Source organism: Actinomadura macrotermitis (assembly GCF_009604375.1).
GTDB lineage: Bacteria > Actinomycetota > Actinomycetes > Streptosporangiales > Streptosporangiaceae > Spirillospora > Spirillospora macrotermitis.
Map to the genome: position 1 here is coordinate 577,770 of NZ_WEGH01000003.1, position 24,657 is coordinate 602,426.

Consider the following 24,657-nt stretch of genomic DNA (forward strand, 5'->3'; position numbering starts at 1 on the left):
CAGGGCCGCCTCTACCCGGCACGGGGTCAGAAGTCCATGCCGCCGGCGCCGTCGGGCATGGCCGGGGCGGCGTTCTTCTCCGGCTTCTCGGCGATGACGGCCTCGGTGGTCAGGAACAGGGCCGCGATCGAGGAGGCGTTCTGCAGCGCCGAGCGCGTCACCTTGGCCGGGTCCAGGATGCCGGACTCGAACATGTTGACGTACTCGCCGGTGGCGGCGTTCAGGCCCTCGCCGGGGGTCAGGTTGCGCACCTTCTCCACCACCACACCGCCCTCCAGGCCGGCGTTGACGGCGATCTGCTTGAGGGGCTCCTCCAGCGCGCGCTTGACGATGTTGGCGCCGGTGGCCTCGTCGCCGGCCAGCTCCAGCTTGTCGAAGGCCTTGGTGCCGGCCTGCAGCAGCGCCACGCCACCGCCGGGGACGATGCCCTCCTCCACGGCCGCCTTGGCGTTGCGCACCGCGTCCTCGATGCGGTGCTTGCGCTCCTTGAGCTCCACCTCGGTCGCCGCGCCGGCCTTGATGACCGCCACACCGCCGGCCAGCTTGGCCAGCCGCTCCTGCAGCTTCTCGCGGTCGTAGTCGGAGTCGGTCGCGTCGATCTCGGTGCGGATCTGGTTGACCCGGCCGGCGATCTCGTTGGCGTCACCGGCACCGTCGACGATGGTGGTCTCGTCCTTGGAGACGACCACCTTGCGGGCACGGCCCAGCATGTCCAGGGTGGTGTTCTCCAGCTTCAGGCCGACGTCCTCGCTGATGACCTGGCCACCGGTCAGGGTCGCGATGTCGCCCAGCATGGCCTTGCGGCGGTCACCGAAGCCCGGCGCCTTGACCGCGACCGACTTGAAGATGCCACGGATCTTGTTGACCAGCAGCGTGGCAAGCGCCTCCGCCTCGACGTCCTCGGCGATCAGAAGGAGGGGCTTGCCCGTCTGCATCACCGCTTCCAGCACCGGGAGCAGGTCCTTGTTCGCCGTGACCTTCCCCCCGACCAGGAGCACGTACGGCTCGTCCAGCACCGCCTCAAGGCGGTCGGCGTCGGTCACGAAGTGCGGCGCCAGGTAGCCCTTGTCGAAGCGCATGCCCTCGGTGAGCTCGAGCTCCAGGCCGAAGGTGTTGCTCTCCTCGACGGTGATGACACCTTCCTTGCCGACCTTGTCCATCGCCTCGGCGATCATCTCGCCGATCTGGGCGTCACCGGCGGAGATGGAGGCCGTCGAAGCGATCTGCTCCTTGGTCTCCACATCTTTGGCCAGCGCGGAAAGCTCCGCGCTCACACGCTCGACGGCGGCCTCGATACCCCGCTTGAGCGACATCGGGTTGGCGCCGGCGGCCACGTTGCGCAGACCCTCGCGGACCAGCGCCTGGGCCAGCACGGTCGCGGTGGTGGTGCCGTCACCGGCGACGTCGTCGGTCTTCTTGGCCACTTCCTTGACGAGCTCGGCCCCGATCTTCTCCCACGGGTCCTCCAGCTCGATCTCCTTGGCGATGGAGACACCGTCGTTGGTGATCGTGGGAGCGCCCCACTTCTTCTCCAGCACCACGTTGCGGCCCTTGGGGCCAAGGGTCACCTTGACGGCGTCAGCGAGCTGGTTCATGCCGCGTTCCAGGCCCCGGCGGGCCTCCTCATCGAACGCGATCATCCTTGCGGGCATGTCTCCTCCTTCACCTGACCGGGAGGGACGGCGCCCGCGACGGACGGCCTGCGCACAGGCCTCGCCGCCCCACCCGCCTGGCACTCTCCGGAGTCGAGTGCCAGTCGACTGCGGCACACTCTACTCACAAACTTGCGTGCCACGCACTTAATGCGCGGCACGCAAAAAGTGGATAGGGTGACGGGCATGAACGACGGTGAACCCGCGGACCTGCGGACCCGCAACAAGCAGACGACCCGCGAAGCGATCAGCACCGCCGCGCTCCGCCTGGCCATCGAGCAGGGCCCCCAGGGCCTCGCCCTCGTGCGGGTGCGCGACATCGCCGAGGCGGCCGGGGTGTCGCCCCGCACCTACAACAACTACTTCGCCAGCCGGGAGGAGGCGATCTGCGCCCTGGAGACCGACCGCGCCCGGCGCCTCGGCCGGGCGCTGCGCTCCAGGCCGGCCGGCGAACCGCTCGGCCAGGCCATCGAGGCGGCCGTGATCGAGCACTACACCGGCCCGGAGCCCGACAAGGCCGGCCTGCAGCTGATGATGTCCGAGCCCGGCCTCGAAAGGGAGGTCCTGAAGGCCTTCACGGCGGCCGAGGAACCCCTGGCCGAAGCGATCGCCGAACGCACCGGCGCCGACCCCGAGCGCGACCTCTATCCCCAGGTCATGGCGGCGGCGATCGCCGCCGCCATCAGAACCGCCGCCCGGCACTGGCTCGGCACGCGGACCACCGACTCGTTCGCCGACATACTCCGCCCCGCCCTGAGGCACGTCCTCCCGTAACGCCCGCGCCCGCCCGGCGCCCCTTCGACCAGGCCGACACGGTCCGGCCGTGGGCGCCCGGGTCGGCGGTGCGGGGACGCATCAGGTCGCGGAGGCTCCACCGTCGACGGGCAGGACAGTGCCGGTGATCCAGCGAGACTCGTCAGACAGCAGATAGAGGGCCACGCGCGCCATGTCGTCGGGCAAGGCGATGAAGTTGAGAGGAGTCTGGGCGGCCATCGCACGCTTGGCCTCGTCGGTGGGCAGCCACTGTTCGAGCATCTCGCTCAAAGTGGCGGCCGGGGCGATGGCATTGACCCGGATGTTCTGCGCGGCGTAGCCGACCGCGGCACTCTTGGTGAGGCTGTTGACACCCCACTTGGTGGCGCCGTAGGACGTCAGGGCCGGCGCGGCCACCAGGCCACCGATCGAGGAGGTGTTGACGATCGCGCCGCCCTCGCCCGCCAGCATCGCCCTGATCTGATACTTCATGGCGAGGAACGTGCCGCGCAGGTTGACCGCGACGACCCGATCGAAGTCGGCGGCCTCGGTCTCGTGCAACCGGCCCGCTCCACCGACGCCGGCGGCGTTGAAAGCGCCGTCCAGGCCTCCCATGCGTTCCACCGCGACGTTCACGGCCTCGGCGATGGATTCCTCGTCGGTGACGTCGCCGACGACGAACGAGGCGTCCCCGCCCTCGGCGGTGACCTCCTTGCACAACGCGGCGAGCCGCTCCTCCCGGCGGGCGGTGGCGATCACTGCGGCCCCCTCTGCGGCGAAGCGACGCACGGCCGCCGCGCCGATGCCGCTCGACGCGCCGACGACCAGGACCCTGCGTCCCTTGAGGCGGTCTCCCTTGTACGCGAGCGGGGTGGGGTTGATGTTGTCGACTGCCATGAGATCCTCCATTGGCCGGAAAGTCAGGCGGTGCGGCGCCAAAAGACGCGCTCTCCATCGATCCGCACCAGCTCGGCAGCCTTAGGAACGCATCGGGAACGAGACGAACCTCAAGTCAAGCCCCGCATGCCCCGAGCATCTCCTCTGAAGGCTGTCTCGTCACTGTGTGGTGAAGCGGGCTGTGATGGTCGGTCAGCCGGCCACCGCGCCTCAACCGCTGACAGCACCTGCACCACACCAGGACATCGCCCCGGTCCACCCCACAGTTACGACACGGCCTTTAGGCGGGGCGGCTGCGGCGGGGCAGGGCGTCCAGGGCGGTGATGAGCAGGTCCAGGCCGAACTCGAAGTCGGTCTCGGGGTCGTGCCGCGACAGTTCCGCCGACAGCGCCACGACGTGCGGGTACTCGGCCGGGTCGAGGCCGGGGTAGACGCCGGCCAGGCCCTCGGGCAGCCGGTCCAGGACCTCGACCGTGCTGGTCTCGCGCAGCTGGGCGCCGAGGGCGTAGGCCAGCAGGGCGCGCATGATGCGCACCGAGGTGGGGCCGTCGAAGCCGGCCGCGTCGGCGAGGGCGAGGGCGCGCTCGGCCGGGCGCAGCGCCACCGGGGTCTCGATCTTGTGGGTGAACAGGACCGTGATGCAGCGCGGATGGTCGTGCGCGGCCTTGCGGAAGGCGCGGATGAGGGCGCGGGCCTGGTCGCGCCAGTCCAGTTCGGCGGGGTCGGCGACCTCCAGGTCCATGCCGGCGACGACGTAGGCGGCCACCCCCTCCAGGAGGGCGGCCTTGTTCGGCACGTGGTTGTACAGCGACATCACCGCCACGCCCACCTCGGCGGCGACGGCGCGCATGGACAGGGCCTCGACTCCGGAGCGCTCGATCAGGTCGACGGCCGCCTGCACGATCCGCGCGCGGGTGAGGGCCGGCCGCGTCTCCGGAACGTCTTTCCTTGCCATCCGACCGCCTTCTGTGCCATTGACACGGTAAGTACCCCATGACACGGTACGTACAACGTACGTCGGACGTACATCGTACGTAGGCTCTCCCGCGGAGGTACCACCCGTGTCGACCCATGACCTCTACACCGACCCGGTCCCCACGTCCACCTGGGACGTGCCGCTCGCCGGGGACACCCGGTTCACCTGGGAGTACGACGACGGCCGCGACCGGCTCCTCGCCCTGTACCAGAAGGGCAAGGACAAGCAGTGGGACTCGGTCAAGCGCATCGACTGGGACCTGGAGGTCGACCCGGGCAACGCGCTCGGCATCCCCGACCAGGCCCTCGCCATCTACGGCACACCGTACTGGGACAAGATGGGCGACAAGGACCGCCGGCTGCTGCGCCAGCACTCCACCTCGTGGCAGTTCTCCCAGTTCGTGCACGGCGAGCAGGGCGCGATGATCACCGCCGCCCGGATCGTGGAGACGGTGCCCGACCTGGACGCCAAGTTCTACTCGGCCACCCAGACCATGGACGAGGCCCGGCACGTGGAGATCTTCTCCCGCTTCCTGCAGGACAAGATCGGGATGGTCTACCCGATCAACACCAAGCTGCAGGACCTGCTGACCGAGACGCTGAGCGACGCGCGCTGGGACATGCCCTACCTCGGCATGCAGGTGCTGATCGAGGGCCTGGCGCTCGCCGCGTTCGGCGTCATCCGCGACGTCACGACCAAGCCGCTGCCGAAGCAGATCCTGTCCTACGTCATGCAGGACGAGGCGCGGCACGTCGCGTTCGGCCGCCTCGCCCTGCGCGACTACTACAAGGAGCTGTCGGCGCCGGAGCTGAAGGAGCGCGAGGAGTTCGTCATCGACGGCTGCTACCTGATGCGCGACCGCATCCGCGGCCGGGAGATCTGGACGAACTTCGGCATCGACTCGAACGAGGTCGACGAGCTGGTGCGGAACTCTCCCTACATGCGGATGTTCCAGAGCCTGCTGTTCAGCCGGATCGTGCCGTGCGTGAAGGACATCGGCCTGTGGAGCCCGCGCATCCAGGCCACGTTCGAGGAGATGGGCGTGCTGGAGGCGTCCAGGTCCGACCTGGAGGCGCTGATGCGCCAGGACGAGGAGCTCGCCGAGAAGCTCGACGCCGAGCGCTTCGCGGCCGAGGAGGCCGACCGCAAGGCCGAGGTCGACGCCGTCATCGCCGAGGAGATCGCCGCCTCCTAGCCGGCCGGGGCGAAGGGGCGTTCCTGGACGGGGACCTCGGCGGGGTGGTCCAGCAGGGCCAGGCAGGCGGTGTGGCCGGGGCCCGGGTCCAGGGCGTGCAGGGTGAAGCGGGCCGCCAGGTCGGGGCGGCCCTCCCAGGCGAGCAGGCGGGGCGGGGCGGACGGGGGCGACACGCGCAGGTTCGTGAAGGGCTCGCGCAGGCCGTCGCCGGTGGCCTTGGTGAGGGCCTCCTTGCGCGTCCAGTAGGCGAGCAGGTCGGCCTCGGCCGCGGCGGACTCGCCGGGCGCCAGGAGGTGGCCGGCGATGTCGGCCGTCATCCGGCCGGTCGCGGCCTCGACGTCCACGCCGAGCGGGCCGTGCGGGGACAGCGCCACCGCGACCCGGTCGCCCGAGTGCGAGACCGACAGGTGCGGGCCGCCCGCGACGCGGGGGGCGCCGTGCGGCGCGCCGCAGTCCGCGCAGGTGCGGTCGAGGGGAACACGTTCCGGTGCGACGCCGAGCAGCGGCGCGAGCGCGGTGCGGCTCATCGCGACGCCGAGCGTGAACCGGTCCTGGTCCTGCGGGCGCTGGTAGCGGTCGCGGCGGGCGCGTTCCACCGGGTTCAGCAGCGCGATCAGCGCGGGGGTCGCGGCGGCCGGGTCTGCCCACCAGACGGTAACCGGTTCCACTTGACTCTCCGCTCCGTGCGCTGTCACGGCCGGGTCCCGGCCGCGGTCGGCCCCCGGGAGATCACGGGGGCCACCGGGCATCGTACGCCCGGCGGCCCCTGCACACTGCGTGGCGGGTGCTCCCGCCCCTCACCTGGGGTCATCACACCCAGGACACACCTGCCGGTTTCGCGGCCACGGCGTCGACCTCCTCCTCCCAGGCGTTCACACGACGACCGGGTTCCGTCACACCGGCCCCGGCCGTCATCTCCCTCCCCTTTACGGAACACCCTAGGAGGGATTGACAGTACATAAGCCATGATCGGCCAATTGAGGTCACAAATGGTTCATCGGTAGGTCTTCATCACTTCCCGGGCGACCTGCGCCGCCTTTGCCAGGCAGGCGCGCTCGCGCCCGGCGGCGTCGCCCTTGGCCGGCACCATTTCGCTGTAGCCCACCGTCACCACGGCGTTGCGCAGCCGCATGGTCACCTCGCCGACGGCCGTCGGCTGCCCCTTGTCGACCTTGAACAGGCGGAACGCCTCGTCGCCGAGGCCGCTCGTCCGCTCCAGGGTGAGCACCCGGGCCAGGTCGTTGTCGCGGGCCTGCGCCCACTGCGAGGCGAAGAAGCGGCGCGCGTCCTCCACCGGGGCGGCGCTGTTGGACGGCGCGCTCAGGCGCGCCTCGACCCGCAGCCAGCGGAACGGGCCCCGGGTCGCGGTGTAGGTGCACGTGGTGAGGATCTCATTGGCGCCCTGGTCGCGGCGGGCGGACGGCACCAGGGTGCGCACGGTCGCCGGCGACGGCGCGCCGCACACCGGCGGCAGCGCGGCAAGGGGGCGCACCGGGGCCGCCGTGGTGGGCGCCGGACTCGGCCGCGTGGTGGACGGCGGGGCGCTCGTCGGCGGCGCGCTCGCCCGCGGGGCACTGGACGGCGGAGTGGAGCGTGCCACCGTGCGGCCCTCGTCGCCACCGGGGGCCAGCAGGAACACCGTCCCCGCGGCGAGCGCGAACGCGGCCAGCCCGACGATCCACGCGAGCAGCCGCGGCCGGCGGGCCGGCGACGGCGGCTCGGGCGCCGAATAGACCCGTTGAAATGGCTCCGACGGACGCGGAAGGCCCACCACGGCTCCTTAATCCCCCGATTGCCCCTACCCGTTGAAAAGGTATTCAGCCCGGCGCCGTCTGACCAGACTCCCCGCCGCCTCGTAATGTCGGACCCGGGCGACACAATGGGTGACGTGCTGCTCGCAGAGATCGCCCAGACGTCCGAGGCGGTGTCGGCCTCACCCGCCCGCAAGGTCAAGGTGGCCGCGCTGGCGGCCTGTCTGCGGGGCGCCGCGCCGGGCGAGGCCGCCGTCGTCGTCGCCTACCTGTCCGGCGAGCTGCCCCAGCGGCAGATCGGCGTCGGCTACGCGGCGCTGCGCGAGACGCCGCCGCCCGCCGGGGAGCCGTCGCTGACGGTGGCGCAGGTCGACGCGGCGTTCGGCGAGATCGGCGCGGTCGCGGGCAAGGGCTCGGTGGCCCGGCGGCGCGAGCTGCTGCACGTCCTGTTCGCCCGCGCCACCGGCGCCGAGCAGGGGTTCCTGGTCCGGCTGCTGTCGGGCGAGCTGCGCCAGGGCGCGCTGGACGGCGTGATGGCCGAGGCGATCGCGGCGGCGGCCGGGGTCCCGGCGGCGCAGGTGCGGCGCGCGGTGATGCTGCGCGGCGCGCTCGGCCCGGTCGCCACCACGGCGCTCGCCGACGGCGCCGCGGGGCTGGCGGCGTTCACGCTGGAGGTCGGCCGCCCGGTCAGGCCGATGCTGGCCGCCGCCGCGCCGTCGGTCGACGAGGCCCTGGCCAAGATCGGCGGCCCGGCGGCGGTGGAGTGGAAGCTGGACGGCGTCCGCGCCCAGGTCCACATCACCGGCGGCACGGTCCGCGTCTTCACCCGCACCCTCGACGAGATCACCGGCCGGCTGCCCGAGGTCGTCGCGGCGCTGAAGGAGCTGCCGGTCCGCGACGCGGTGTTCGACGGCGAGCTGATCGCGCTGCGCCCGGACGGCTCGCCGCACCCCTTCCAGGTCACCGCCGCGCGCACCGCGACCCGCACCGCCCGCGACGCCCCGCAGGTCCCGCTGTCGGTCTTGCTGTTCGACGTGCTGCACCTGGACGGCGCCGACCTGCTCGACCGGCCCGGCCACGAGCGCGGCGAGGCGCTCGCCCGGGTCGTCCCCGGGCCACTGCGGATGCCGCGCATCGTCACCGCCGACCCCGGCGAGGCGAAGGCGTTCTTCGACGACGCCGTCGCGCGCGGCCACGAGGGCGTGCTGGTCAAATCGCCCGAGACGCCCTACACCGCGGGCCGCCGCGGCGCCGGGTGGATCAAGGTGAAGCCGCGGCACACCCTGGACCTGGTGGTGCTCGCCGTGGAGTGGGGGCACGGCCGCCGCGCGGGCCTGCTGTCCAACCTGCACCTCGGCGCCCGCGATCCGCAGAGCGGCGGGTTCGTCATGCTCGGCAAGACCTTCAAGGGCCTCACCGACGAGCTGCTGGCCTGGCAGACCGAGCGGCTGCGCGCCCTGGCCGTCCGCGAGGACGACTGGACGGTGCACGTGCGCCCCGAGCTCGTCGTGGAGATCGCCTTCGACGGGGTGCAGCGCAGCCCCCGCTACCCCGGCGGCCTCGCGCTCCGCTTCGCCCGGGTGCTGCGCTACCGGCCGGACAAGCGGGCGGCCGAGGCCGACACCATCGACACGGTGCGCGCGGTCGCCCCGGTCATCGACTGAGCGCGCTCACCGCTCCCCCGGCCCGGTCTCCCGGCCGGGCGGCAGCTCCGCCGGGGCCCGCTCGTGCCGGCCGGCGATGAACTCCTGCACCCAGATCTTGCCCCTGATCAGCGGCCGCCGGAACCGGGCCTCGCGGTGCAGCGCCCGCCGGTACTTGCGCGAGCCGGGCCGGTAGCGCCAGCGCGACCACGGCGAGCCCGGCCGGGCCACCCGGATCGCGCCGACGATCAGCAGCGCGGGCACGAACAGGCCGAGCAGCCCCGTCCAGATCTTGCCCTTGAGCAGCGTGACCACCGCGAGCCCGAGGTTGATCGCGAGCGAGAGGGCGTAGGTGGCGATCAGCACGACCCGGCTGAGCTGCGCCCCGCCCGGGTCGGACTCCACCCCCTCGAACCCGAACGGCCGGACGCCGAGCAGCAGCAGGCCGGTCATCGCGACCGCGACGAACACCGCGTCCAGCGACGCGCGGCCCTTCTCGGTCCAGTACACGTCCGACAGGTGCAGGATCAGCGCGAACTCGTCCAGCACCAGGGCGGCGCCCATGCCGAACACCACCGCCGCCGCGACGTTCAGCGCGCCGAAGAAGTCCGGGATGGCGAAGCCCCCGACGCCGCCGACCAGCATCAGCACCACCCCGAGCACCATGTGGTGGATGTGCACCTCGCCCGCCTGGACGTTCTTGAACCACCAGCGCACGTTCGCGCGGATCAGCCGGACGTTCACCCGGGTCAGCACGAACGTGACGATGAAGGCGGCCAGGAACGCGAACAGCGGCAGCCGCCCGGTCTCCACGATCCGCCGGTGAAAAAAGTCGATCATGAATCCCCCGTCCTCCCATTCTGCCCCGGTGACGTGCGGCGATATCGTGCGGGAACGACGTGATCAGGGGGGATGGCATGAGCCGTATCGTGGACCGCTGCGACCCGGGCTGCCGGGAGTGGATCGCCGAGGCCATCCGCAAGGTGGAGGCCGACGCCAACCGGAGCGCCGACACGCATCTGCACGTGTTCCCGCTGCCGCCCGAGTGGGGCATCGACCTCTACCTCAAGGACGAGTCGGTGCACCCGACCGGCTCGCTGAAGCACCGGCTGGCCCGGTCGCTGTTCCTGTACGGCCTGGCCAACGGCTGGATCCGGGAGGGCACCACGATCATCGAGGCGTCCAGCGGGTCCACCGCGGTCAGCGAGGCCTACTTCGCGCGGCTGCTCGGCCTGCCGTTCACCGCGGTGATGCCGGCCGCCACCAGCGTGGAGAAGATCGAGCTGATCGAGTTCTACGGCGGCCGGTGCCACCTGGTCAAGGACCCGACGACGATCTACGCCGAGTCGCGGCGGCTCGCCGCCGAGTGCGGCGGGCACTTCATGGACCAGTTCACCTACGCCGAGCGGGCCACCGACTGGCGCGGCAACAACAACATCGCCGAGTCGATCTTCGGGCAGCTGCGGCTGGAGCGCTTCCCCGAGCCGGCCTGGATCGTGGTCGGCGCCGGCACCGGCGGCACCTCCGCCACGATCGGCCGCTACGCCCGCTACCAGCGGTTCCAGACCCGGGTCGCGGTGGTCGACCCCGAGGGCTCGGCCTTCTTCGGCGCCTACGCCGACGAGGACCCCGCGCGCACCGCGGCCGGGTCGCGGATCGAGGGCATCGGCCGCCCCCGCGTCGAGCCGTCGTTCCTGCCCACCGTGATCGACCGGATGGTGCAGGTGCCCGACGCGGCGTCGGTCGCGGCGATGCGCTGGACCGGCCGGGTCACCGGCCGCAGCGTCGGCGGCTCCACCGGCACCAACATGTGGGGCGCGGCGCTGCTGATCGCCGAGATGCGGGCGCGCGGCGAGCGCGGCAGCGTGGTCACGCTGATCTGCGACGGCGCCGAGCGGTACGCGGGGACCTACGGCTCGGACGCCTGGCTGGACGCCCAGGGCCTGGACATCGCGCCCTACACCGCCGCGCTGGAGGACTTCCTGAAGACCGGCGCGCTGGCCGGCCTCTAACCGGCCGCTAGCCCGAGAGCCGGATCGGGTTGACCAGGTCGGCGTAGATCAGCAGCGCGCCCATCACGATCAGCACGCTCGCCATGACGTAGGTGACCGGCAGCGCCTTGGCCACGTCCACCGGGCCGGGGTCGGGGCGGCCGCGCAGCCGCGCGAAGGCCTTCTTGACCGCCTCCAGCAGCGCGCCGGCCATGTGGCCGCCGTCCAGCGGCAGCAGCGGCACCAGGTTGAACAGCGCGACGGCCAGGTTCAGCGAGCCGAGCAGCCCGACGAACATGGCGATCTTGCGCTTGGTCGGCTCCTCGGCGGCGGCCACCTCGCCGCCGAGCCGGCTGACGCCGACCACGCCGATCGGGCCGTTGACGTCGCGCTTGCCGTCGCCGAACGCGGCGTCCCAGATGCCGACCATCTTCTGCGGCATGTGCAGCAGCGACTCGGCGGTGCGCTGGGTGAGCGCGCCCATGTAGCGGGCCACCGTCAGCGGGCCCTGCCGCTCGTAGGTGGTGGTCATGACCGGGGAGATGCCGAGGAAGCCCACCGTGACGGTCTTGTCGGGGTCCTTCAGGTCGGGCAGCTGGTTCTTGATGATCGGCACCTGGCTGGTGATCTGCTTGCCGTCGCGCTCGACGACCAGCGCCACCGTCTTGCCGGCCGAGTCGCGGATCAGGCGCTGCAGCTGCGGGTAGTTCTCGATCCGGGTGCCGTTGAAGGAGACGAACCGGTCGCGGGGCCGCAGCCCGGCCTGCGCCGCCGGGGTGGGCGTGGCGCTCGCCGGGCAGGTGTCGGTCTTGGCGTCGGCGGGCACCACGCACTTGGACACCGCGCTCACCACGGGCTCGGCGTCGTGCTTCTCCATGCCGATGCCCATCAGCAGGACCGAGAAGAACAGCACCGCCAGCACCAGGTTCATGGCCGGGCCCGCGAACATGATGATGAGCTTCTGCCACCACTTCTTGGCGTAGAAGACGCGGTCCTCGTCGCCGGGCCGGACCTCCTCCAGCGCCGCGCCCCGGGCGGACTCGATGAGGCCCTGCCAGGGGCCGGTGCTGATCCGGCGGACCTGGCCGGGGGCGTCGCCCTTGCGCGGCGGCAGCATCCCGATCATGCGGATGTAGCCGCCGAGCGGGACCCACTTCACCCCGTACTCGGTCTCCCCCTTGCGCTTGGACCACAGCGTCGGGCCGAAACCGACCATGAACTGTGTGGTCCGCACCCGAAACAGCTTGGCGAAGCTGAAGTGCCCCAGCTCGTGCAGCGCGATGGACGCCAGCAGGCCGAGGAACAGGATCAGCACACCGGCCAGCCAGACCATGCGTTCAACCCCTCGTGATCACGTGCGACCAACTCAGCGTACTTGACGCCCTCCGCGCCGACTGCGCAGAAAACCATCCCTACCCCAGGAAACCGCGCAGCAGCGCGGCGGTGCCCTCCAGGTGCTCGGCGACGGCGCGCCGGGCGGCCTCGGGGTCGGCCATCAGGACGGCGTCCACGATCGCGGCGTGCTGGGCGGCGGCGTGCTCGATGTTCGGCCCGAGGACCGGGATCGCGTTCAGCAGGTCGGTGACCCGCATCCGGGCGTCGGCGCAGGCCGAGGCGAGCAGCCGGGACCCGGTCAGCTCGGCGATGGTGAGGTGGAACAGGGTGTCCAGCCGGCGGTAGTCGGCGGCGCCGGCCGCGTTCAGCTCGGCCAGCCGGGTGCGCAGCAGCGTGCGCTGGTCGGCGGTGAGCGCGGTGGTGGCGAGCACCTGCGCGGCGCCGGTCTCCACCGCCATCCGGTAGGTGAGGGTGTCGTTCAGCTCGTCGCCCATGTCGGCCAGGGCGCGGCGCAGGTCGGCGCGGCGCGGCGGCGGGCGGCGGTAGATGACGAAGGTGCCGCCGGCCCGGCCGCGGCGCGACTCCACGAACCCCTCCTGCTGGAGGGCGCGGATCGCCTCGCGCAGCGTGACCCGGCTGACGCCGAGCAGCGGCGCCAGCTCGCGCTCGGGCGGCAGCCGGTCGCCGTGGTCGACGACGCCGAGCTTGATCGCCTGCAGCAGCCGCTCCACGGTCTCCTCGAAGGCGTTGCCCGCCCGGACCGGGCGGAACACCGCGGCGGCGGTGACGTCGGCGGCCTGCGGGAGCGCGGCGGGGACGGAGCCGTCGGTCGTCCTCGGCATGGGCGCCCTTCGGTCGGGGACGGGGTCTGGCGGGGGTCCTCCGGGCCCACGTTACATGTCTGTTTCGCGATGCACCGCCCCCTTGACGGACGGGGCGCCGTAAACCTTAATGGTCTGAACTTAGCCCGTTAACGGCGCTTCCTGAGGAGCCGCTCGTGAGCCTCGACGAGCCCAAGGCATCCGTGCCGAACCCCCCGACCCCCTCCACCGGCGAGAACGACGACGAGAAGCGGCTGCACGAACTGGGCTACGCCCAGGAACTCAGCCGCACGATGTCCGGCTTCTCCAACTTCGCGGTCTCCTTCACCATCATCTCGGTGCTGACCGGCTGCCTCACCTCCTACACGATCGGGCTGGCCGGCGGCGGCCCGGTGGTGATCACCTGGGGCTGGCTGTTCGTCGGCGCCCTGACGCTGCTGGTCGCCCTCGCCATGGCCGAGGTCTGCTCCAGCTACCCGACCGCCGGCGGCCTGTACTACTGGGCCGCCAAGCTCGCCCCGCGCAACGGCGCCGCCTGGGCCTGGTTCACCGGCTGGTTCAACTTCATCGGCCAGGTCGCGGTCACCGCCGGGATCGTCTACGGCTCGGCGGCCTTCCTCAACCCGCTGCTGGACCTGCAGTTCGGGTTCTCGGTGTCGCTCGGCCACACCTTCGTGCTGTTCGTGGTCATCCTCGCCGCGCACGCCCTGCTGAACCAGTTCGGCGTCCGGCTCGTCGCGCTCCTCGGCACCGTCAGCGTGTGGTGGCACGTCGCCGGCGTCGCCTTCGTCGTCGGGGTGCTGGTGTTCAAGCCGGCGCACCACCAGAGCACCTCGTTCGTGTTCACCGAGTTCGTCAACGAGACCGGCTGGCAGTACGGCGCCTACGCCGCGCTCATCGGCCTGCTGCTGTCGCAGTACACCCTCACCGGCTACGACGCCTCGGCGCACATGACCGAGGAGACCCGCGACGCGGCCCGCTCCGGCCCGAAGGGCATCGTCAACTCGGTGCTGATCTCCATCGTGGCCGGCTGGGTGCTGCTGCTCGGCGTCACCTTCGCCATCCAGGACTACGCCAAGTCCGTCACCGGCGGCCCCGCCGAGATCTTCATCGCGGCGACCGGCGGCACGATGGGCAAGCTGCTCATCCTGATCTCCTTCGTCGCCCAGTTCTTCTGCGGGATGGCCTCGGTCACCGCCAACTCCCGGATGATCTACGCGTTCTCCCGGGACGGCGCGCTGCCGTTCTCCTCCTTCTGGCACCGCATCAACAAGCGCGCCCGCATCCCCACCAACGCCATCTGGCTCGCCGCGGGCGGCGCGTTCGTGCTCGCCCTGCCCGCCCTGTGGAACAAGACCGCCTACCTCGCCGTCACCTCGGTCGCGGTGATCGGCCTGTACATCGCCTACGTCACCCCGACGTTCCTGCGGCTGCGCCAGGGCGACGCGTTCCAGCGCGGCCCCTGGCACCTCGGCCGGTGGAGCCGCCCGATCGGCGTCGTCGCGGTGGTCTGGGTGGCCTTCATCTCGGTGCTGTTCATGCTGCCGCCCGCCAACCCGATCACCGTCGACACCTTCAACTACGCGCCGATCGCGGTGCTGGTCGTCCTCGGCGGCGCGGGCCTGTGGTGGATCGTGTCGGCCCGCAAGTGGTTCACCGGCCCGAAGGTGCAGGGCAGCCCGGAAGAACTCGCCGCGATCGAGAACGAACTGAAGGCCATCGCCTAAAAGGAGGCAGGGCAAGGTGCCGCTCACCCTGGACGAACTGCGATCCCTGGCCGACGAGGGCCGGATCGACACCGTGATCATCGCGATCACCGACATGCAGGGCCGCCTGCAGGGCAAGCGCCTGTCGGCGCGCTACTTCCTGGAGGAGGTCGCCGGGCACGGCTCGGAGGGCTGCAACTACCTGCTCGCGGTGGACGTCGACATGAACACCGTGGACGGCTACGCCATGTCGTCCTGGGAGAGCGGCTACGGCGACTTCGTCATGCGCCCCGACCTGGCCACCCTGCGCCTCGTCCCCTGGCAGGAGGGCGCGGCCCTGGTGCAGGCCGACGTCGTCTGGGAGGACGGCTCCCCGGTGACCGCCTCCCCCCGGCAGATCCTGCGCCGCCAGCTGGACCGGCTGGCGGCGCGGGGCTGGGACGCCTACGTCGGCACCGAGCTGGAGTTCGTCGTCTACCGCGACTCCTACGAGGAGGGCTGGCGGAAGGCCTACCGCGACCTCACCCCCGCCAACCAGTACAACGTGGACTACTCGCTGCTCGGCGGCGCCCGCGTCGAACCCCTGCTGCGGCGCATCCGCAACGGCATGACCGGCGCCGGCATGTACGTCGAGTCGGCCAAGGGCGAGTGCAACCCCGGCCAGCACGAGATCGTGTTCCGCTTCAGCGAGGCGCTGAACGCCTGCGACGACCACGTCCTGTACAAGAACGGCGCCAAGGAGATCGCCGCCCAGGAGGGCATGTCGATCACCTTCATGGCCAAGCCGAACGACCGCGAGGGCAACTCCTGCCACGTGCACGTCTCGCTGCGCGACCGGGACGGCGTCCCGGTCATGGCCGGCGACGGCCCGTTCGGCCTGTCCACGGCGGGCGCGCACTTCATCGCCGGGCAGCAGGCCGCGCTGCGCGACCTCACCCTGCTGCTCGCGCCCAACATCAACTCCTACAAGCGCTACCAGCCCGGCTCGTTCGCGCCCACCGCGATCAAGTGGGGCGTGGACAACCGGACCTGCGCGCTGCGCCTGGTCGGGCACGGGCCGTCGCTGCGCGTGGAGAACCGGGTGCCCGGCGGCGACGTCAACCCCTACCTCGCGGTCGCCGCGCTGATCGCCGGCGGCCTGCACGGCATCGAGAACGAGCTGCCGCTGGAGGAGCCCTGCACCGGCAACGCCTACGCCGCCGACGCCCCGGCGGTCGCGACGACGCTCCGCGACGCCCTCGCCGACTGGGAGGGCAGCGCCCTGGCCGCGGAGGCCTTCGGCAAGGACGTCGTCGCGCACTACGCCAACAACGCCCGCGTCGAGCTGGCGGCGTTCGACCGCGCCGTCACCGACTGGGAGATGTTCCGCGGCTTCGAACGGCTCTAAGGGGATACATGGACTTCGATGTGATCGATCCGGCGACCGGGGAGGTCGTCGAGAAAGTACCGCTCGCCTCGGCGGCGGAGACCGACGCGGCCGTGGCGCGCGCCGCCAAGGCGTTCCCGGCCTGGCGCGAGCTGGCGCCCGGCGACCGCGCCCGGCTGCTGCGCGCCTTCGCCGACCGCGTCGACGCGCACCTGGAGGAACTGGCCGGGCTGGAGGTCCGCAACGCCGGCCACCCGATCGGGCAGGCCCGCTGGGAGGCCGGCAACCTGCGCGACGTGATCGAGTACTACGCCGCCGGGCCCGAACGGCTGCTCGGGCAGCAGATCCCGGTCCCCGGCGGCATCAACATCACCTTCGCCGAGCCGCTCGGCGTCGTCGGCGTGATCGTGCCGTGGAACTTCCCCATGCCGATCATGGGCTGGGGGATGGCGCCCGCGCTCGCCGCCGGCAACACCGTGATCGTCAAACCGGCCGAGCTCACCCCGCTCACCGCCCGCCGCGTCGGCGAGCTGGCCCTGGAGGCCGGGCTGCCCGAGGGCGTCCTGCAGGTACTGCCGGGCGCCGGGCCGGTCGCCGGGCGGCGGCTGGTGGACCACCCGGACGTCCGCAAGATCGTCTTCACCGGCTCCACCCGGGTCGGCAAGGAGATCATGGCGGCCTGCGCGCCCGGCGTGAAACGCCTCACCCTGGAGCTCGGCGGCAAGAGCGCCAACATCGTCTTCGCCGACGCCGACCTGGAGAAGGCCGCCGCCGCCGCGCCCGGAGCCGTCTTCGACAACGCCGGGCAGGACTGCTGCGCCCGCTCCCGCGTCCTCGTCCAGCGGCCCGTCTACGACCGGTTCATGGAACTGCTCGAACCGGCCGTGCGCGGCTTCACCGTCGGCGACCCCCGCTCCCCCGCGACCCAGATGGGCCCGCTGATCAGCGCCGCCCACCTCGCCAAGGTCGCCTCCTACGTCCCGGAAGGCTCCCCCGTGGCCTTCCGGGGCACCGCCCCCGCCGGCCCCGGCCACTGGTTCGCGCCCACCGTGCTCGCCTCCCCCGACCACGCCGCCCTCCCGGCCTGGCACGAGGAGATCTTCGGGCCGGTCGCGCTCGTCGTCCCCTTCGACGACGAGGCCGACGCCGTCCGCATCGCCAACGACACCCCCTACGGGCTGTCGGGCTCCATCTGGACCCGCGACCTCGGCCGCGGCCTGCGGATGGCCCGCGCCGTCGAGGCCGGGAACCTGTCGGTCAACTCCCACTCCTCGGTGCGGTACTGGACCCCGTTCGGCGGCTTCAAGCAGTCCGGCCTCGGCCGCGAGCTCGGGCCGGACGCCCTGTCCGCCTTCACCGAGACCAAGAACGTCTTCATCGCCACAGAGGAGTCATAAGTGCAGCGTCTGCAGGGCCGCGTGGCCGTCGTGACCGGCGGCGGCAGCGGCATCGGGCTGGCCACCGTCCGCCGCTTCGCCGAGGAGGGCGCGACGGTCGTCGTCGCCGACCTGGACGAGACCACCGGCAAGCAGGCCGCCGAGGAGACCGGCGGCCTGTACGTCAAGGTCGACGTCACCGCCGAGGACGAGGTGAAGGCCCTCTTCAAGGCCGCGCACGACACCTACGGCCGCATCGACGTCGCGTTCAACAACGCCGGCATTTCCCCGCCGGACGACGACTCGATCCTGGAGACCGGCCTGGACGCCTGGCGCCGCGTCCAGGACGTCAACCTCACCAGCGTCTACCTGTGCTGCAAGTACGTCATCCCGTACATGCGCGAACAGGGCAAGGGCTCGATCATCAACACCGCCTCGTTCGTGGCCCGCATGGGCGCGGCGACGTCGCAGATCTCCTACACCGCGTCCAAGGGCGGGGTGCTGGCGATGTCGCGGGAGCTCGGCGTCCAGTTCGCCCGCGAGGGCATCCGGGTGAACGCGTTGTGCCCGGGCCCGGTCAACACTCCGCTCCTGCAAGAGCTCTTCGCCGCCGACCCCGAGCGGGCGGCGCGGCGCCTCGTCCACATCCCGACGGGCCGCTTCGCCGAGGCCTCCGAGATCGCGGCGGCCGTGGCCTTCCTCGCCTCGGACGACTCCAGCTTCATCACCGCCTCGGAGTTCCTCGTGGACGGCGGCATCTCCGGCGCCTACGTCACCCCGGTCTGATGAAGACGGGGCGCCCGGCCAGCCGGGCGCCCCGCAACCCCGCGTGCGCGGGGATCAAATCGCTCGAACCGGCTACACCGGCGAGGACGGCGGAACACCCCCGCCTGCGCAGGGACAACAACTTCTGGGCCAAGCTTCCGCCTTGTCAGAGGCTAACCCGGCGCAGCTAGCCGCACCTTGTGCACGCTGCTAAGTTTTACCGAAGCCGATGATCCCGTGCGGGAGAGTTCCTGGTCGCCAGCCAGGAACGCCGAAGGAGCAACTCCTCCCCGAAAACCTCTCAGGCACATGGACCGCGCGGGTCAGGCGACCTCTGGAAAGCGGGGACCCTCGCGTCCCCCGCCGAAGGTGAAAGCCCCAGCTCATGGGGTGAAGCTCTCAGGCGCCGATGACAGAGGGGGAGGCACCGCTGACGCCCGGCCAGGTGGGACGATGGTTCCCACGTGCGCCCGCGAAGAAGGAGCCGACCCATGTCCGCCGATGATCCGTCCGTGAAGAAGACGCCGCTTTATGACGTCCACCGGGAGCTGGGCGCCAACCTCGTCGACTTCGCGGGCTACCTGATGCCGCTGCGCTACGCGAGCGAGACCGCCGAGCACCAGGCCGTCCGCACCGGCGCCGGGCTGTTCGACCTGTCGCACATGGGGGAGATCTTCCTGTCCGGCCCGCAGGCCGCCGCCGCGCTCGACTTCGCGCTGGTGGGGAACATCTCGCCGATGCCGGTGGGCAAGGCCCGCTACACCATGATCTGCGCGCACGACGGCGGGGTGCTGGACGACCTGATCGTCTACCGGCTGGCCGAGCAGACCTACATGGTGGTGGCGAACGCCGCCAACGTCGCGGTGGTGCGGGACGCCCTGGTCGAGCGGGCCGAGGGCTTCGACACCGTCGTGGACGACAGGTCCGACTCCTACGCGCTGATCGCCTTGCAGGGCCCGAAGGCGGCGGGCATCATCGCCGACTTCACCGACGCCCCGCTGGACGACCTCAAGTACTACGCCATCATGGCCGGCGAGGTGGCCGGGGTGGATTCGCTGATCGCCCGCACGGGTTACACGGGCGAAGACGGCGTCGAATTGTTTGTTTCGTCCGAAGACGCCGCGAAGCTGTGGAAGGTGCTGGACGCCGTCGACGGCGTCGTCCCGTGCGGGCTGGCGTCGCGTGATTCGCTCCGCCTGGAGGCGGGCATGCCGCTGTACGGCAACGAGCTCACCCGGGAGACCACGCCGTTCGAGGCGGGCCTCGGCCGAGTGGTCAAACTGGACAAGCCCGGTGAATTCGTGGGCAAGTCCGCCCTGGCGGCGCAGGCACAGACGCCGCCAGGCCGTAGGCTCGTAGGGCTGGTCGCCCGCGGGCGGCGGGCGCCCCGCAAGGGGTACGCGGTCGTCACGTCGGACGGCGCGCCGTGCGGTGTCGTGACGAGCGGCGCCCCGTCGCCCACACTGGGCACGCCGATCGCCATGGCGTACCTCGACACCGGCGTCGAGGCGTCCGGCCTCGCCGTGGACGTCCGTGGCCGGCCCGAGCCGGTCGACGTGGTCGACCTGCCGTTCTACAAGCGTTCCTGAGACCTGGAGAGAAGCACATCGTGAGCGTTCCGGAGCAGCTGCGTTACAGCGAAGAGCACGAGTGGGTCGCCGGCCTGGACAACGAGTCCGGCATCGTCACGGTCGGCATCACCGCGCACGCCGCCGACGCCCTGGGCGAGATCGTCTACATCGAGCTGCAGCCGTCCGAGGGCGACGCCGTCGAGGCCGGCGAGACCTGCGGCGAGGTGGAGTCGACCAAGTCGGTCAGCGACCTGTACTCCCCGGTCAGCGGTGAGATCACCGCGGTGAACACCGGCGTGATCGACGAGCCCAAGGTCATCAACGACGACCCCTACGGCGAGGGCTGGATCTTCAAGGTGCGCATCAGCGACGAGCCGGGCGACCTGCTGGACGCCGAGGCCTACACCAAGCTGATCGAGGAGAACTGACCGTGGAGCTGTACGACCCGCTGGCCGCGGCCGACCCCGAGGTGGCCGCAGCGGTCGCGAGCGAGCTGCACCGCCAGCAGTCCACCCTGGAGATGATCGCCTCCGAGAACTTCGCGCCGGCCGCGGTGCTGGAGGCGCAGGGCTCGGTGCTGACCAACAAGTACGCCGAGGGCTACCCGGGCCGGCGCTACTACGGCGGCTGCGAGTTCGTCGACGTCACCGAGCAGCTGGCGATCGACCGGGCCAAGGAGCTGTTCGGCGCCGAGCACGCCAACGTGCAGCCGCACTCGGGCGCGCAGGCCAACACGGCGGTGTACTTCGCGCTGCTGCAGCACGGCGACACCATCCTCGGGCTGGACCTGGCGCACGGCGGGCACCTCACCCACGGCATGCGGCTGAACTACTCCGGCAAGACGCTGAACGTGATGCCCTACCACGTCCGCGCGGAGGACGGCCTGGTCGACATGGACGAGGTCGCCTCGCTGGCGGTGGCGCACCGGCCGAAGATGATCGTGGCGGGCTGGTCGGCCTACCCGCGGCAGCTGGACTTCGCGGCGTTCCGGGAAATCGCCGACTCGGTCGGGGCGCTGCTGATGGTCGACATGGCGCACTTCGCCGGCCTGGTCGCGGCGGGGCTGCACCCCTCGCCGGTGCCGCACGCCGACGTGGTGACCACCACGACGCACAAGACCCTGGGCGGCCCGCGCGGCGGCATGATCCTGTCCCGCGAGGAGCTCGGCAAGAAGATCAACTCCGCGGTCTTCCCGGGCATGCAGGGCGGTCCGCTGGAGCACGTCATCGCGGCCAAGGCGGTGGCGCTGAAGTTCGCCGCCTCGGACGACTTCAAGGACCGGCAGCAGCGCACGCTGGACGGCGCCCGGATCCTGGCCGAGCGGCTGCTCGCCGAGGACTCGGCGAAGGCCGGCGTGAAGGTGCTGACCGGCGGCACCGACGTGCACCTGGTCCTGGTGGACCTGGTGGACTCGGAGCTGACCGGCCGCGACGCCGAGGACCGGCTGCACGAGATCGGCATCACGGTGAACCGCAACGCGGTGCCGAACGACCCGCGGCCGCCGATGGTCACCTCGGGGCTGCGGATCGGCACGCCCGCCCTCGCCACCCGCGGCTTCACCGCCGCGGACTTCGCCGAGGTCGCGGACGTCATCGCCCTCGCCCTGCAGCCGTCCTTCGACAGGGACGCGCTGGCGGGCCGGGTGAAGGCGCTGGCCGACAAGCACCCCCTGTACCCGAACCTGTAACTCATCCGTCCGCCCCGCGGGCCGCGGGCCCGCGGGGCGGACAGCTACAACGAGGTAGCGGCACTTCTCATGGCCATCAGCGTTTTCGACCTCTTCAAGATCGGCATCGGGCCGTCCTCCTCGCACACCGGCGGCCCGATGGCGGCCGCGCACCGCTTCGCGCGGGGCCTGGACCAGGACGGCCTGCTGGCCAAGACCGCGTCGGTGCGGGCGATCCTGTACGGGTCGCTCGGCCTGACCGGCAAGGGGCACGGCAGCGACAAGGCCGTCATCCTCGGGCTGGAGGGCGACAAGCCCGAGCTGGTGGACGTCGACACCGTCGACGACCGCCTCGCGGCCATCCGCGAGTCGGGCACCCTGCGCCTGTTCCGCTCGCACGACATCCCGTTCGTGGTGGGCGAGGACCTGGTCTTCGAACGCAAGAAGTCCCTGCCGGGGCACCCGAACGGGATGAGCTTCACCGCGTTCGACGCCTCCGGCGGGGAACTGCGCTCGAAGGTCTACTACTCGGTCGGCGGCGGGTTCGTCGTGGACGAGAACGCCACCGGCGCGGACCGCATCAAGGCCGACGACACCGTCCTGCCGCACCGCTTCGACACGGCCGCCGAGCTGCTGGAGCGCTGCCACGAGACGGGCCTGTCGATCTCGGCGCTGATGATGGAGAACGAGCAGGCGTTCGGCCGCACCGAGGCCGAGATCCGCGCGGGGCTGATCGAGCACTGGCGCGTCATGCAGGAGTGCGTGGCGCGGGGCTGCGGCCGCGAGGGGCTGCTGCCGGGCGGCCTGAAGGTCCGCCGCCGCGCGCCGCAGCTGCACCGCCAGCTCACCTCGGAGAAGGGCAGCGACGACCCGCTCGCCGCGATGGACTGGGTGACGCTGTTCGCGCTCGCGGTCAACGAGGAGAACGCCGCGGGGGGCCGGATCGTGACGGCGCCGACGAACGGCGCGGCGGGCATCGTCCCCGCCGTCCTGCACTACTACGACCGGTTCGTCCCGGGCGCGGACGACGCGGGCGCCGTCCGGTTCCTGCTGGCGGCCGGCGCGATCGGCGTGCTGTTCAAGCAGAACGCCTCGATCTCGGGCGCCGAGGTCGGCTGCCAGGGCGAGGTCGGCTCGGCCTGCTCGATGGCGGCGGCGGGCCTGACCGAGGTCCTCGGCGGCACCCCCGAGCAGGTGGAGAACGCCGCCGAGATCGGCATCGAGCACAACCTCGGCCTCACCTGCGACCCGGTCGGCGGCCTGGTCCAGGTCCCCTGCATCGAGCGCAACGCGGTCGGCGCGATCAAGGCGATCAGCGCGACCCGCATCGCCCTGCGCGGCGACGGCCGCCACTTCGTGTCGCTGGACAAGGCCATCAAGACGATGCGCGACACCGGCCGCGACATGCTCGATAAGTACAAGGAGACCTCGCGCGGCGGCCTGGCCGTCAACGTCATCGAGTGCTGACCGGCCGCGGGCCGCGGCCGGCGGTGACGCTCGCGCAAGGCCGGTTGCGTCCACGCACGGCGCTTTGATCTTGTACCCGACCTAAATATCGTGGGGGGCGAACGGTCACCAGACCTTCCCGACGCGCCCGCCCCGGCGGGCACAAGGAGGCATCGCCCCATGCTCCCCACCCCCTCCCGCACCCGCACCCTGACCCGCGCCCTGGTGGGCGTCCTCGCCCCGGCCGCGGCGCTGGTGGCGCTGACCCCGGCGCCCGCGCACGCCGCCACCGGCGACTACCGCGCCGTCACCACCACTGCGGTGACCGTGCGCAACGCCGCCGGCCAGGTCGTGTTCACCTGCCCCATGGTCAACCAGCTGGGGACCATGTACGGCATGACCAGCGGCGTGGCGTCGGTCTACCTCGAACTCACCCAGGGGCTCGACTGTCCGACCTTCACCGGAGAGAAGGGCGCGCTCTACGGCAACAGCGGCTTTGGCTTCGGATACATCAACTTCACCTCGACCGGCTACGACGCGACCACCGGCGTCACCAAGCTCATCGGCAACAGGGCCTACTCCGAGGGGATCATATTCTCCGCCACCAACTGCCGGATCAACTTCAACAAGTTCGTCGCGACCTACAACAACCGCACCCAGATCATGAAGTACACCAGCGCGACCGCAGAGAGCGGTGGCTGCTATACGGTGCTGAGGACCCCCCAGACCGTCACCTTCGACGCCGAGTTCAAGCTCTCCCCCAGGTGACCCCGCCGCGCGCGCTCGCCCCCACACCCGCGCGCGATGTACGCCGGCCTTGACGCGGCCGCACACGAACACGACGGCGCGCTACCGGACGCCCGCTGTATCCTGCACCATCCGAGTTTCGCCTCTGGAGTTGTCCGGGGCCGGTGAGACTGTCACCATCCGCGTGCGGATGTTCTCACCGGCCCCGTCTCCTTCACCGGGCCTGGCGGCCTCGCCGTCAACGTCATCGAGTGACGGCCGGCCACACCTGCATGGCATCGGCCGCCTGCCGAGATGGCGGGCGGGTGAGTTTCGCCGGCGGGATTGTGCGGCACGGTCCGCGCACGCGGCGCGCCTGTCCCTACGGTTGCCCTGACCGGTACCGATGAGAGGGCGGAGCCGATGATGGGCGACACCGACAGTGCGGCCGATGTGCACCCGTTCGTCCTGGCCAAGTTCCAGGCGAGCTTCCACTGGCTGGACGCCGACGGCGACGGGGCCTTCACCGAGGCCGACCACGTCCAGATGGGGCGCCGCGCCGCGTCCGCGCTGGGCTACGAGCCGGGCAGCGACGCCGAGCAGGACATGATCGACGCCTACCTCAACATCTGGCGGCGCCTGCACGCCCCGCTGGACACCGACGGCGACGGGCGGCTGACCAGGCAGGAGTTCCTCACCGCCTGCACCGCCCTGACCCGCGACCCGCAGCTGGCCCGCCACACCCTGGGCGGGCTGGCCGACGCGGTGATGGCCGTGGCCGACCGCGACCGCAACGGCACCATCAGCCTGACCGAGTACACCGCCTTCGTCCACGGGCACGCCCCCGGCCTGCCCTCCGACCAGATCGCCCAGGCGTTCGCCCGCCTGGACCGCGACGGCGACGGCCAGATCGACCACACCGAGCTGACCGCGTGCGTCATGGACTACTACACCAGCCCCGACCCCCACGCCGAAGGCAACTGGCTGTTCGGCCCGCCACCGCCCTACCCCCGATAGGGCG

At 71.5% G+C, this 24,657-nt stretch carries 22 protein-coding genes and 2 riboswitches; of the genes, 14 read left to right on the top strand and 8 right to left on the bottom strand.

From position 1 onward, the window contains the following. Window positions 1-26: 26 nt before the first annotated feature. Window positions 27-1,652 carry a chaperonin GroEL gene (gene groL / locus ACRB68_RS23810; protein WP_153536074.1) on the bottom strand — a complete coding sequence of 542 codons (1,626 nt, stop codon included), beginning with the start codon at window positions 1,650-1,652 and terminating at the stop codon, window positions 27-29. A gap of 186 nt (window positions 1,653-1,838) precedes the next feature. On the opposite strand from groL, the gene ACRB68_RS23815 reads away from it, so the two are divergent. Beyond that, complete coding sequence (locus tag ACRB68_RS23815) at window positions 1,839-2,426, top strand: TetR/AcrR family transcriptional regulator (protein WP_153536075.1); 588 nt, start codon at window positions 1,839-1,841, stop codon at window positions 2,424-2,426. Between the two features lie 81 nt (window positions 2,427-2,507). Here ACRB68_RS23815 and ACRB68_RS23820 read toward each other — a convergent pair whose 3' ends face one another. Next, entirely contained in the window at window positions 2,508-3,302 is a 795-nt protein-coding gene (locus ACRB68_RS23820) for an SDR family NAD(P)-dependent oxidoreductase (RefSeq protein WP_153536077.1), read from the bottom strand. A 280-nt stretch (window positions 3,303-3,582) separates the two neighbouring features. Continuing rightward, window positions 3,583-4,257: a TetR/AcrR family transcriptional regulator gene (locus ACRB68_RS23825; protein WP_153536079.1), complete on the bottom strand. Its 675-nt coding sequence runs from the start codon at window positions 4,255-4,257 to the stop codon at window positions 3,583-3,585. A gap of 106 nt (window positions 4,258-4,363) precedes the next feature. Here ACRB68_RS23825 and ACRB68_RS23830 point away from each other — a divergent pair, with 106 nt between their 5' ends. Then, a complete protein-coding gene (locus ACRB68_RS23830) occupies window positions 4,364-5,473 on the top strand; it encodes a ferritin-like domain-containing protein (protein WP_328594669.1) in 1,110 nt (369 codons plus the stop codon). Here the strand turns inward: ACRB68_RS23830 and ACRB68_RS42120 are convergent. Together ACRB68_RS42120 and ACRB68_RS23840 are read right to left on the bottom strand one after the other, a co-directional pair. Further along, window positions 5,470-6,141, bottom strand: coding sequence for a 4'-phosphopantetheinyl transferase family protein (locus tag ACRB68_RS42120; protein ID WP_328594670.1), 672 nt, complete (start codon window positions 6,139-6,141; stop codon window positions 5,470-5,472). The genes ACRB68_RS23830 and ACRB68_RS42120 overlap by 4 nt on opposite strands. Before the next feature lie 326 nt (window positions 6,142-6,467). After that, window positions 6,468-7,244 (bottom strand): hypothetical protein, encoded by a 777-nt coding sequence (locus ACRB68_RS23840; RefSeq protein ID WP_153536083.1) that lies wholly within the window; start codon window positions 7,242-7,244, stop codon window positions 6,468-6,470. Window positions 7,245-7,352: 108 nt separating this feature from the next. Between ACRB68_RS23840 and ACRB68_RS23845 the strand changes: the two genes are divergently transcribed. Continuing rightward, window positions 7,353-8,888 (top strand): ATP-dependent DNA ligase, encoded by a 1,536-nt coding sequence (locus ACRB68_RS23845; RefSeq protein WP_153536085.1) that lies wholly within the window; start codon window positions 7,353-7,355, stop codon window positions 8,886-8,888. A 6-nt stretch (window positions 8,889-8,894) separates the two neighbouring features. Here ACRB68_RS23845 and ACRB68_RS23850 read toward each other — a convergent pair whose 3' ends face one another. After that, window positions 8,895-9,707 carry a hypothetical protein gene (locus ACRB68_RS23850; RefSeq protein WP_153536087.1) on the bottom strand — a complete coding sequence of 271 codons (813 nt, stop codon included), beginning with the start codon at window positions 9,705-9,707 and terminating at the stop codon, window positions 8,895-8,897. A gap of 77 nt (window positions 9,708-9,784) precedes the next feature. Here ACRB68_RS23850 and cds1 point away from each other — a divergent pair, with 77 nt between their 5' ends. Further along, the gene (gene cds1 / locus ACRB68_RS23855; RefSeq protein ID WP_153536089.1) at window positions 9,785-10,879 is read left to right on the top strand and encodes an L-cysteine desulfhydrase Cds1; all 1,095 of its coding nucleotides are present in this window, start codon (window positions 9,785-9,787) and stop codon (window positions 10,877-10,879) included. 7 nt (window positions 10,880-10,886) lie between these two features. Here the strand turns inward: cds1 and ACRB68_RS23860 are convergent, their stop codons facing one another. Together ACRB68_RS23860 and ACRB68_RS23865 are read right to left on the bottom strand one after the other, a co-directional pair. Continuing rightward, window positions 10,887-12,191, bottom strand: coding sequence for a M50 family metallopeptidase (locus ACRB68_RS23860; protein ID WP_153536091.1), 1,305 nt, complete (start codon window positions 12,189-12,191; stop codon window positions 10,887-10,889). 79 nt (window positions 12,192-12,270) lie between these two features. Beyond that, entirely contained in the window at window positions 12,271-13,035 is a 765-nt protein-coding gene (locus ACRB68_RS23865; RefSeq protein ID WP_153536093.1) for a FadR/GntR family transcriptional regulator, read from the bottom strand. Window positions 13,036-13,190: 155 nt separating this feature from the next. On the opposite strand from ACRB68_RS23865, the gene ACRB68_RS23870 reads away from it, so the two are divergent. From ACRB68_RS23870 to ACRB68_RS23915, 10 genes are all read left to right on the top strand, one after another. Further along, window positions 13,191-14,741: an amino acid permease gene (locus tag ACRB68_RS23870; protein WP_328594672.1), complete on the top strand. Its 1,551-nt coding sequence runs from the start codon at window positions 13,191-13,193 to the stop codon at window positions 14,739-14,741. Between the two features lie 16 nt (window positions 14,742-14,757). Beyond that, a complete protein-coding gene (locus ACRB68_RS23875) occupies window positions 14,758-16,107 on the top strand; it encodes a glutamine synthetase family protein (protein WP_328594673.1) in 1,350 nt (449 codons plus the stop codon). An 8-nt stretch (window positions 16,108-16,115) separates the two neighbouring features. Beyond that, on the top strand, window positions 16,116-17,483 hold the full coding sequence (locus tag ACRB68_RS23880) for an aldehyde dehydrogenase family protein (RefSeq protein ID WP_153536095.1): 1,368 nt from the start codon (window positions 16,116-16,118) through the stop codon (window positions 17,481-17,483). Next, a complete protein-coding gene (locus tag ACRB68_RS23885; protein ID WP_328594675.1) occupies window positions 17,484-18,248 on the top strand; it encodes a 3-oxoacyl-ACP reductase in 765 nt (254 codons plus the stop codon). A 209-nt stretch (window positions 18,249-18,457) separates the two neighbouring features. Next, a riboswitch (glycine riboswitch) is annotated at window positions 18,458-18,554 on the top strand. 1 nt (window position 18,555) lies between these two features. Beyond that, a riboswitch (glycine riboswitch) is annotated at window positions 18,556-18,653 on the top strand. 65 nt (window positions 18,654-18,718) lie between these two features. Beyond that, window positions 18,719-19,816, top strand: a complete 1,098-nt coding sequence (gcvT, locus tag ACRB68_RS23890) for a glycine cleavage system aminomethyltransferase GcvT (RefSeq protein WP_153536097.1) — start codon at window positions 18,719-18,721, stop codon at window positions 19,814-19,816. A gap of 20 nt (window positions 19,817-19,836) precedes the next feature. Next, entirely contained in the window at window positions 19,837-20,226 is a 390-nt protein-coding gene (gene gcvH / locus ACRB68_RS23895) for a glycine cleavage system protein GcvH (RefSeq protein WP_328594676.1), read from the top strand. A 2-nt stretch (window positions 20,227-20,228) separates the two neighbouring features. Further along, window positions 20,229-21,485 (top strand): serine hydroxymethyltransferase, encoded by a 1,257-nt coding sequence (locus tag ACRB68_RS23900; protein ID WP_407924305.1) that lies wholly within the window; start codon window positions 20,229-20,231, stop codon window positions 21,483-21,485. A 69-nt stretch (window positions 21,486-21,554) separates the two neighbouring features. Next, window positions 21,555-22,931, top strand: a complete 1,377-nt coding sequence (locus ACRB68_RS23905) for an L-serine ammonia-lyase (RefSeq protein WP_153536101.1) — start codon at window positions 21,555-21,557, stop codon at window positions 22,929-22,931. 159 nt (window positions 22,932-23,090) lie between these two features. Continuing rightward, window positions 23,091-23,678: a hypothetical protein gene (locus ACRB68_RS23910; RefSeq protein WP_153536103.1), complete on the top strand. Its 588-nt coding sequence runs from the start codon at window positions 23,091-23,093 to the stop codon at window positions 23,676-23,678. Between the two features lie 381 nt (window positions 23,679-24,059). Next, entirely contained in the window at window positions 24,060-24,653 is a 594-nt protein-coding gene (locus ACRB68_RS23915) for an EF-hand domain-containing protein (protein WP_153536105.1), read from the top strand. The last annotated feature ends 4 nt before the right edge of the window (window positions 24,654-24,657 follow it).

Bases quoted from the DNA above. Each gene is read 5' to 3' on its own strand.
- ACRB68_RS23860 (WP_153536091.1), bottom strand. From the start codon at position 12,191: ATGGTCTGGCTGGCCGGTGTGCTGATCCTGTTCCTCGGCCTGCTGGCG.
- ACRB68_RS23815 (WP_153536075.1), top strand. From the start codon at position 1,839: ATGAACGACGGTGAACCCGCGGACCTGCGGACCCGCAACAAGCAGACG.
- ACRB68_RS23820 (WP_153536077.1), bottom strand. From the start codon at position 3,302: ATGGCAGTCGACAACATCAACCCCACCCCGCTCGCGTACAAGGGAGAC.
- ACRB68_RS23845 (WP_153536085.1), top strand. From the start codon at position 7,353: ATGGGTGACGTGCTGCTCGCAGAGATCGCCCAGACGTCCGAGGCGGTG.
- ACRB68_RS23850 (WP_153536087.1), bottom strand. From the start codon at position 9,707: ATGATCGACTTTTTTCACCGGCGGATCGTGGAGACCGGGCGGCTGCCG.
- gcvT (WP_153536097.1), top strand. From the start codon at position 18,719: ATGTCCGCCGATGATCCGTCCGTGAAGAAGACGCCGCTTTATGACGTC.
- cds1 (WP_153536089.1), top strand. From the start codon at position 9,785: ATGAGCCGTATCGTGGACCGCTGCGACCCGGGCTGCCGGGAGTGGATC.
- ACRB68_RS23825 (WP_153536079.1), bottom strand. From the start codon at position 4,257: ATGGCAAGGAAAGACGTTCCGGAGACGCGGCCGGCCCTCACCCGCGCG.
- ACRB68_RS23880 (WP_153536095.1), top strand. From the start codon at position 16,116: ATGGACTTCGATGTGATCGATCCGGCGACCGGGGAGGTCGTCGAGAAA.
- ACRB68_RS23865 (WP_153536093.1), bottom strand. From the start codon at position 13,035: ATGCCGAGGACGACCGACGGCTCCGTCCCCGCCGCGCTCCCGCAGGCC.
- ACRB68_RS23910 (WP_153536103.1), top strand. From the start codon at position 23,091: ATGCTCCCCACCCCCTCCCGCACCCGCACCCTGACCCGCGCCCTGGTG.
- groL (WP_153536074.1), bottom strand. From the start codon at position 1,652: ATGCCCGCAAGGATGATCGCGTTCGATGAGGAGGCCCGCCGGGGCCTG.
- ACRB68_RS23915 (WP_153536105.1), top strand. From the start codon at position 24,060: ATGATGGGCGACACCGACAGTGCGGCCGATGTGCACCCGTTCGTCCTG.
- ACRB68_RS23905 (WP_153536101.1), top strand. From the start codon at position 21,555: ATGGCCATCAGCGTTTTCGACCTCTTCAAGATCGGCATCGGGCCGTCC.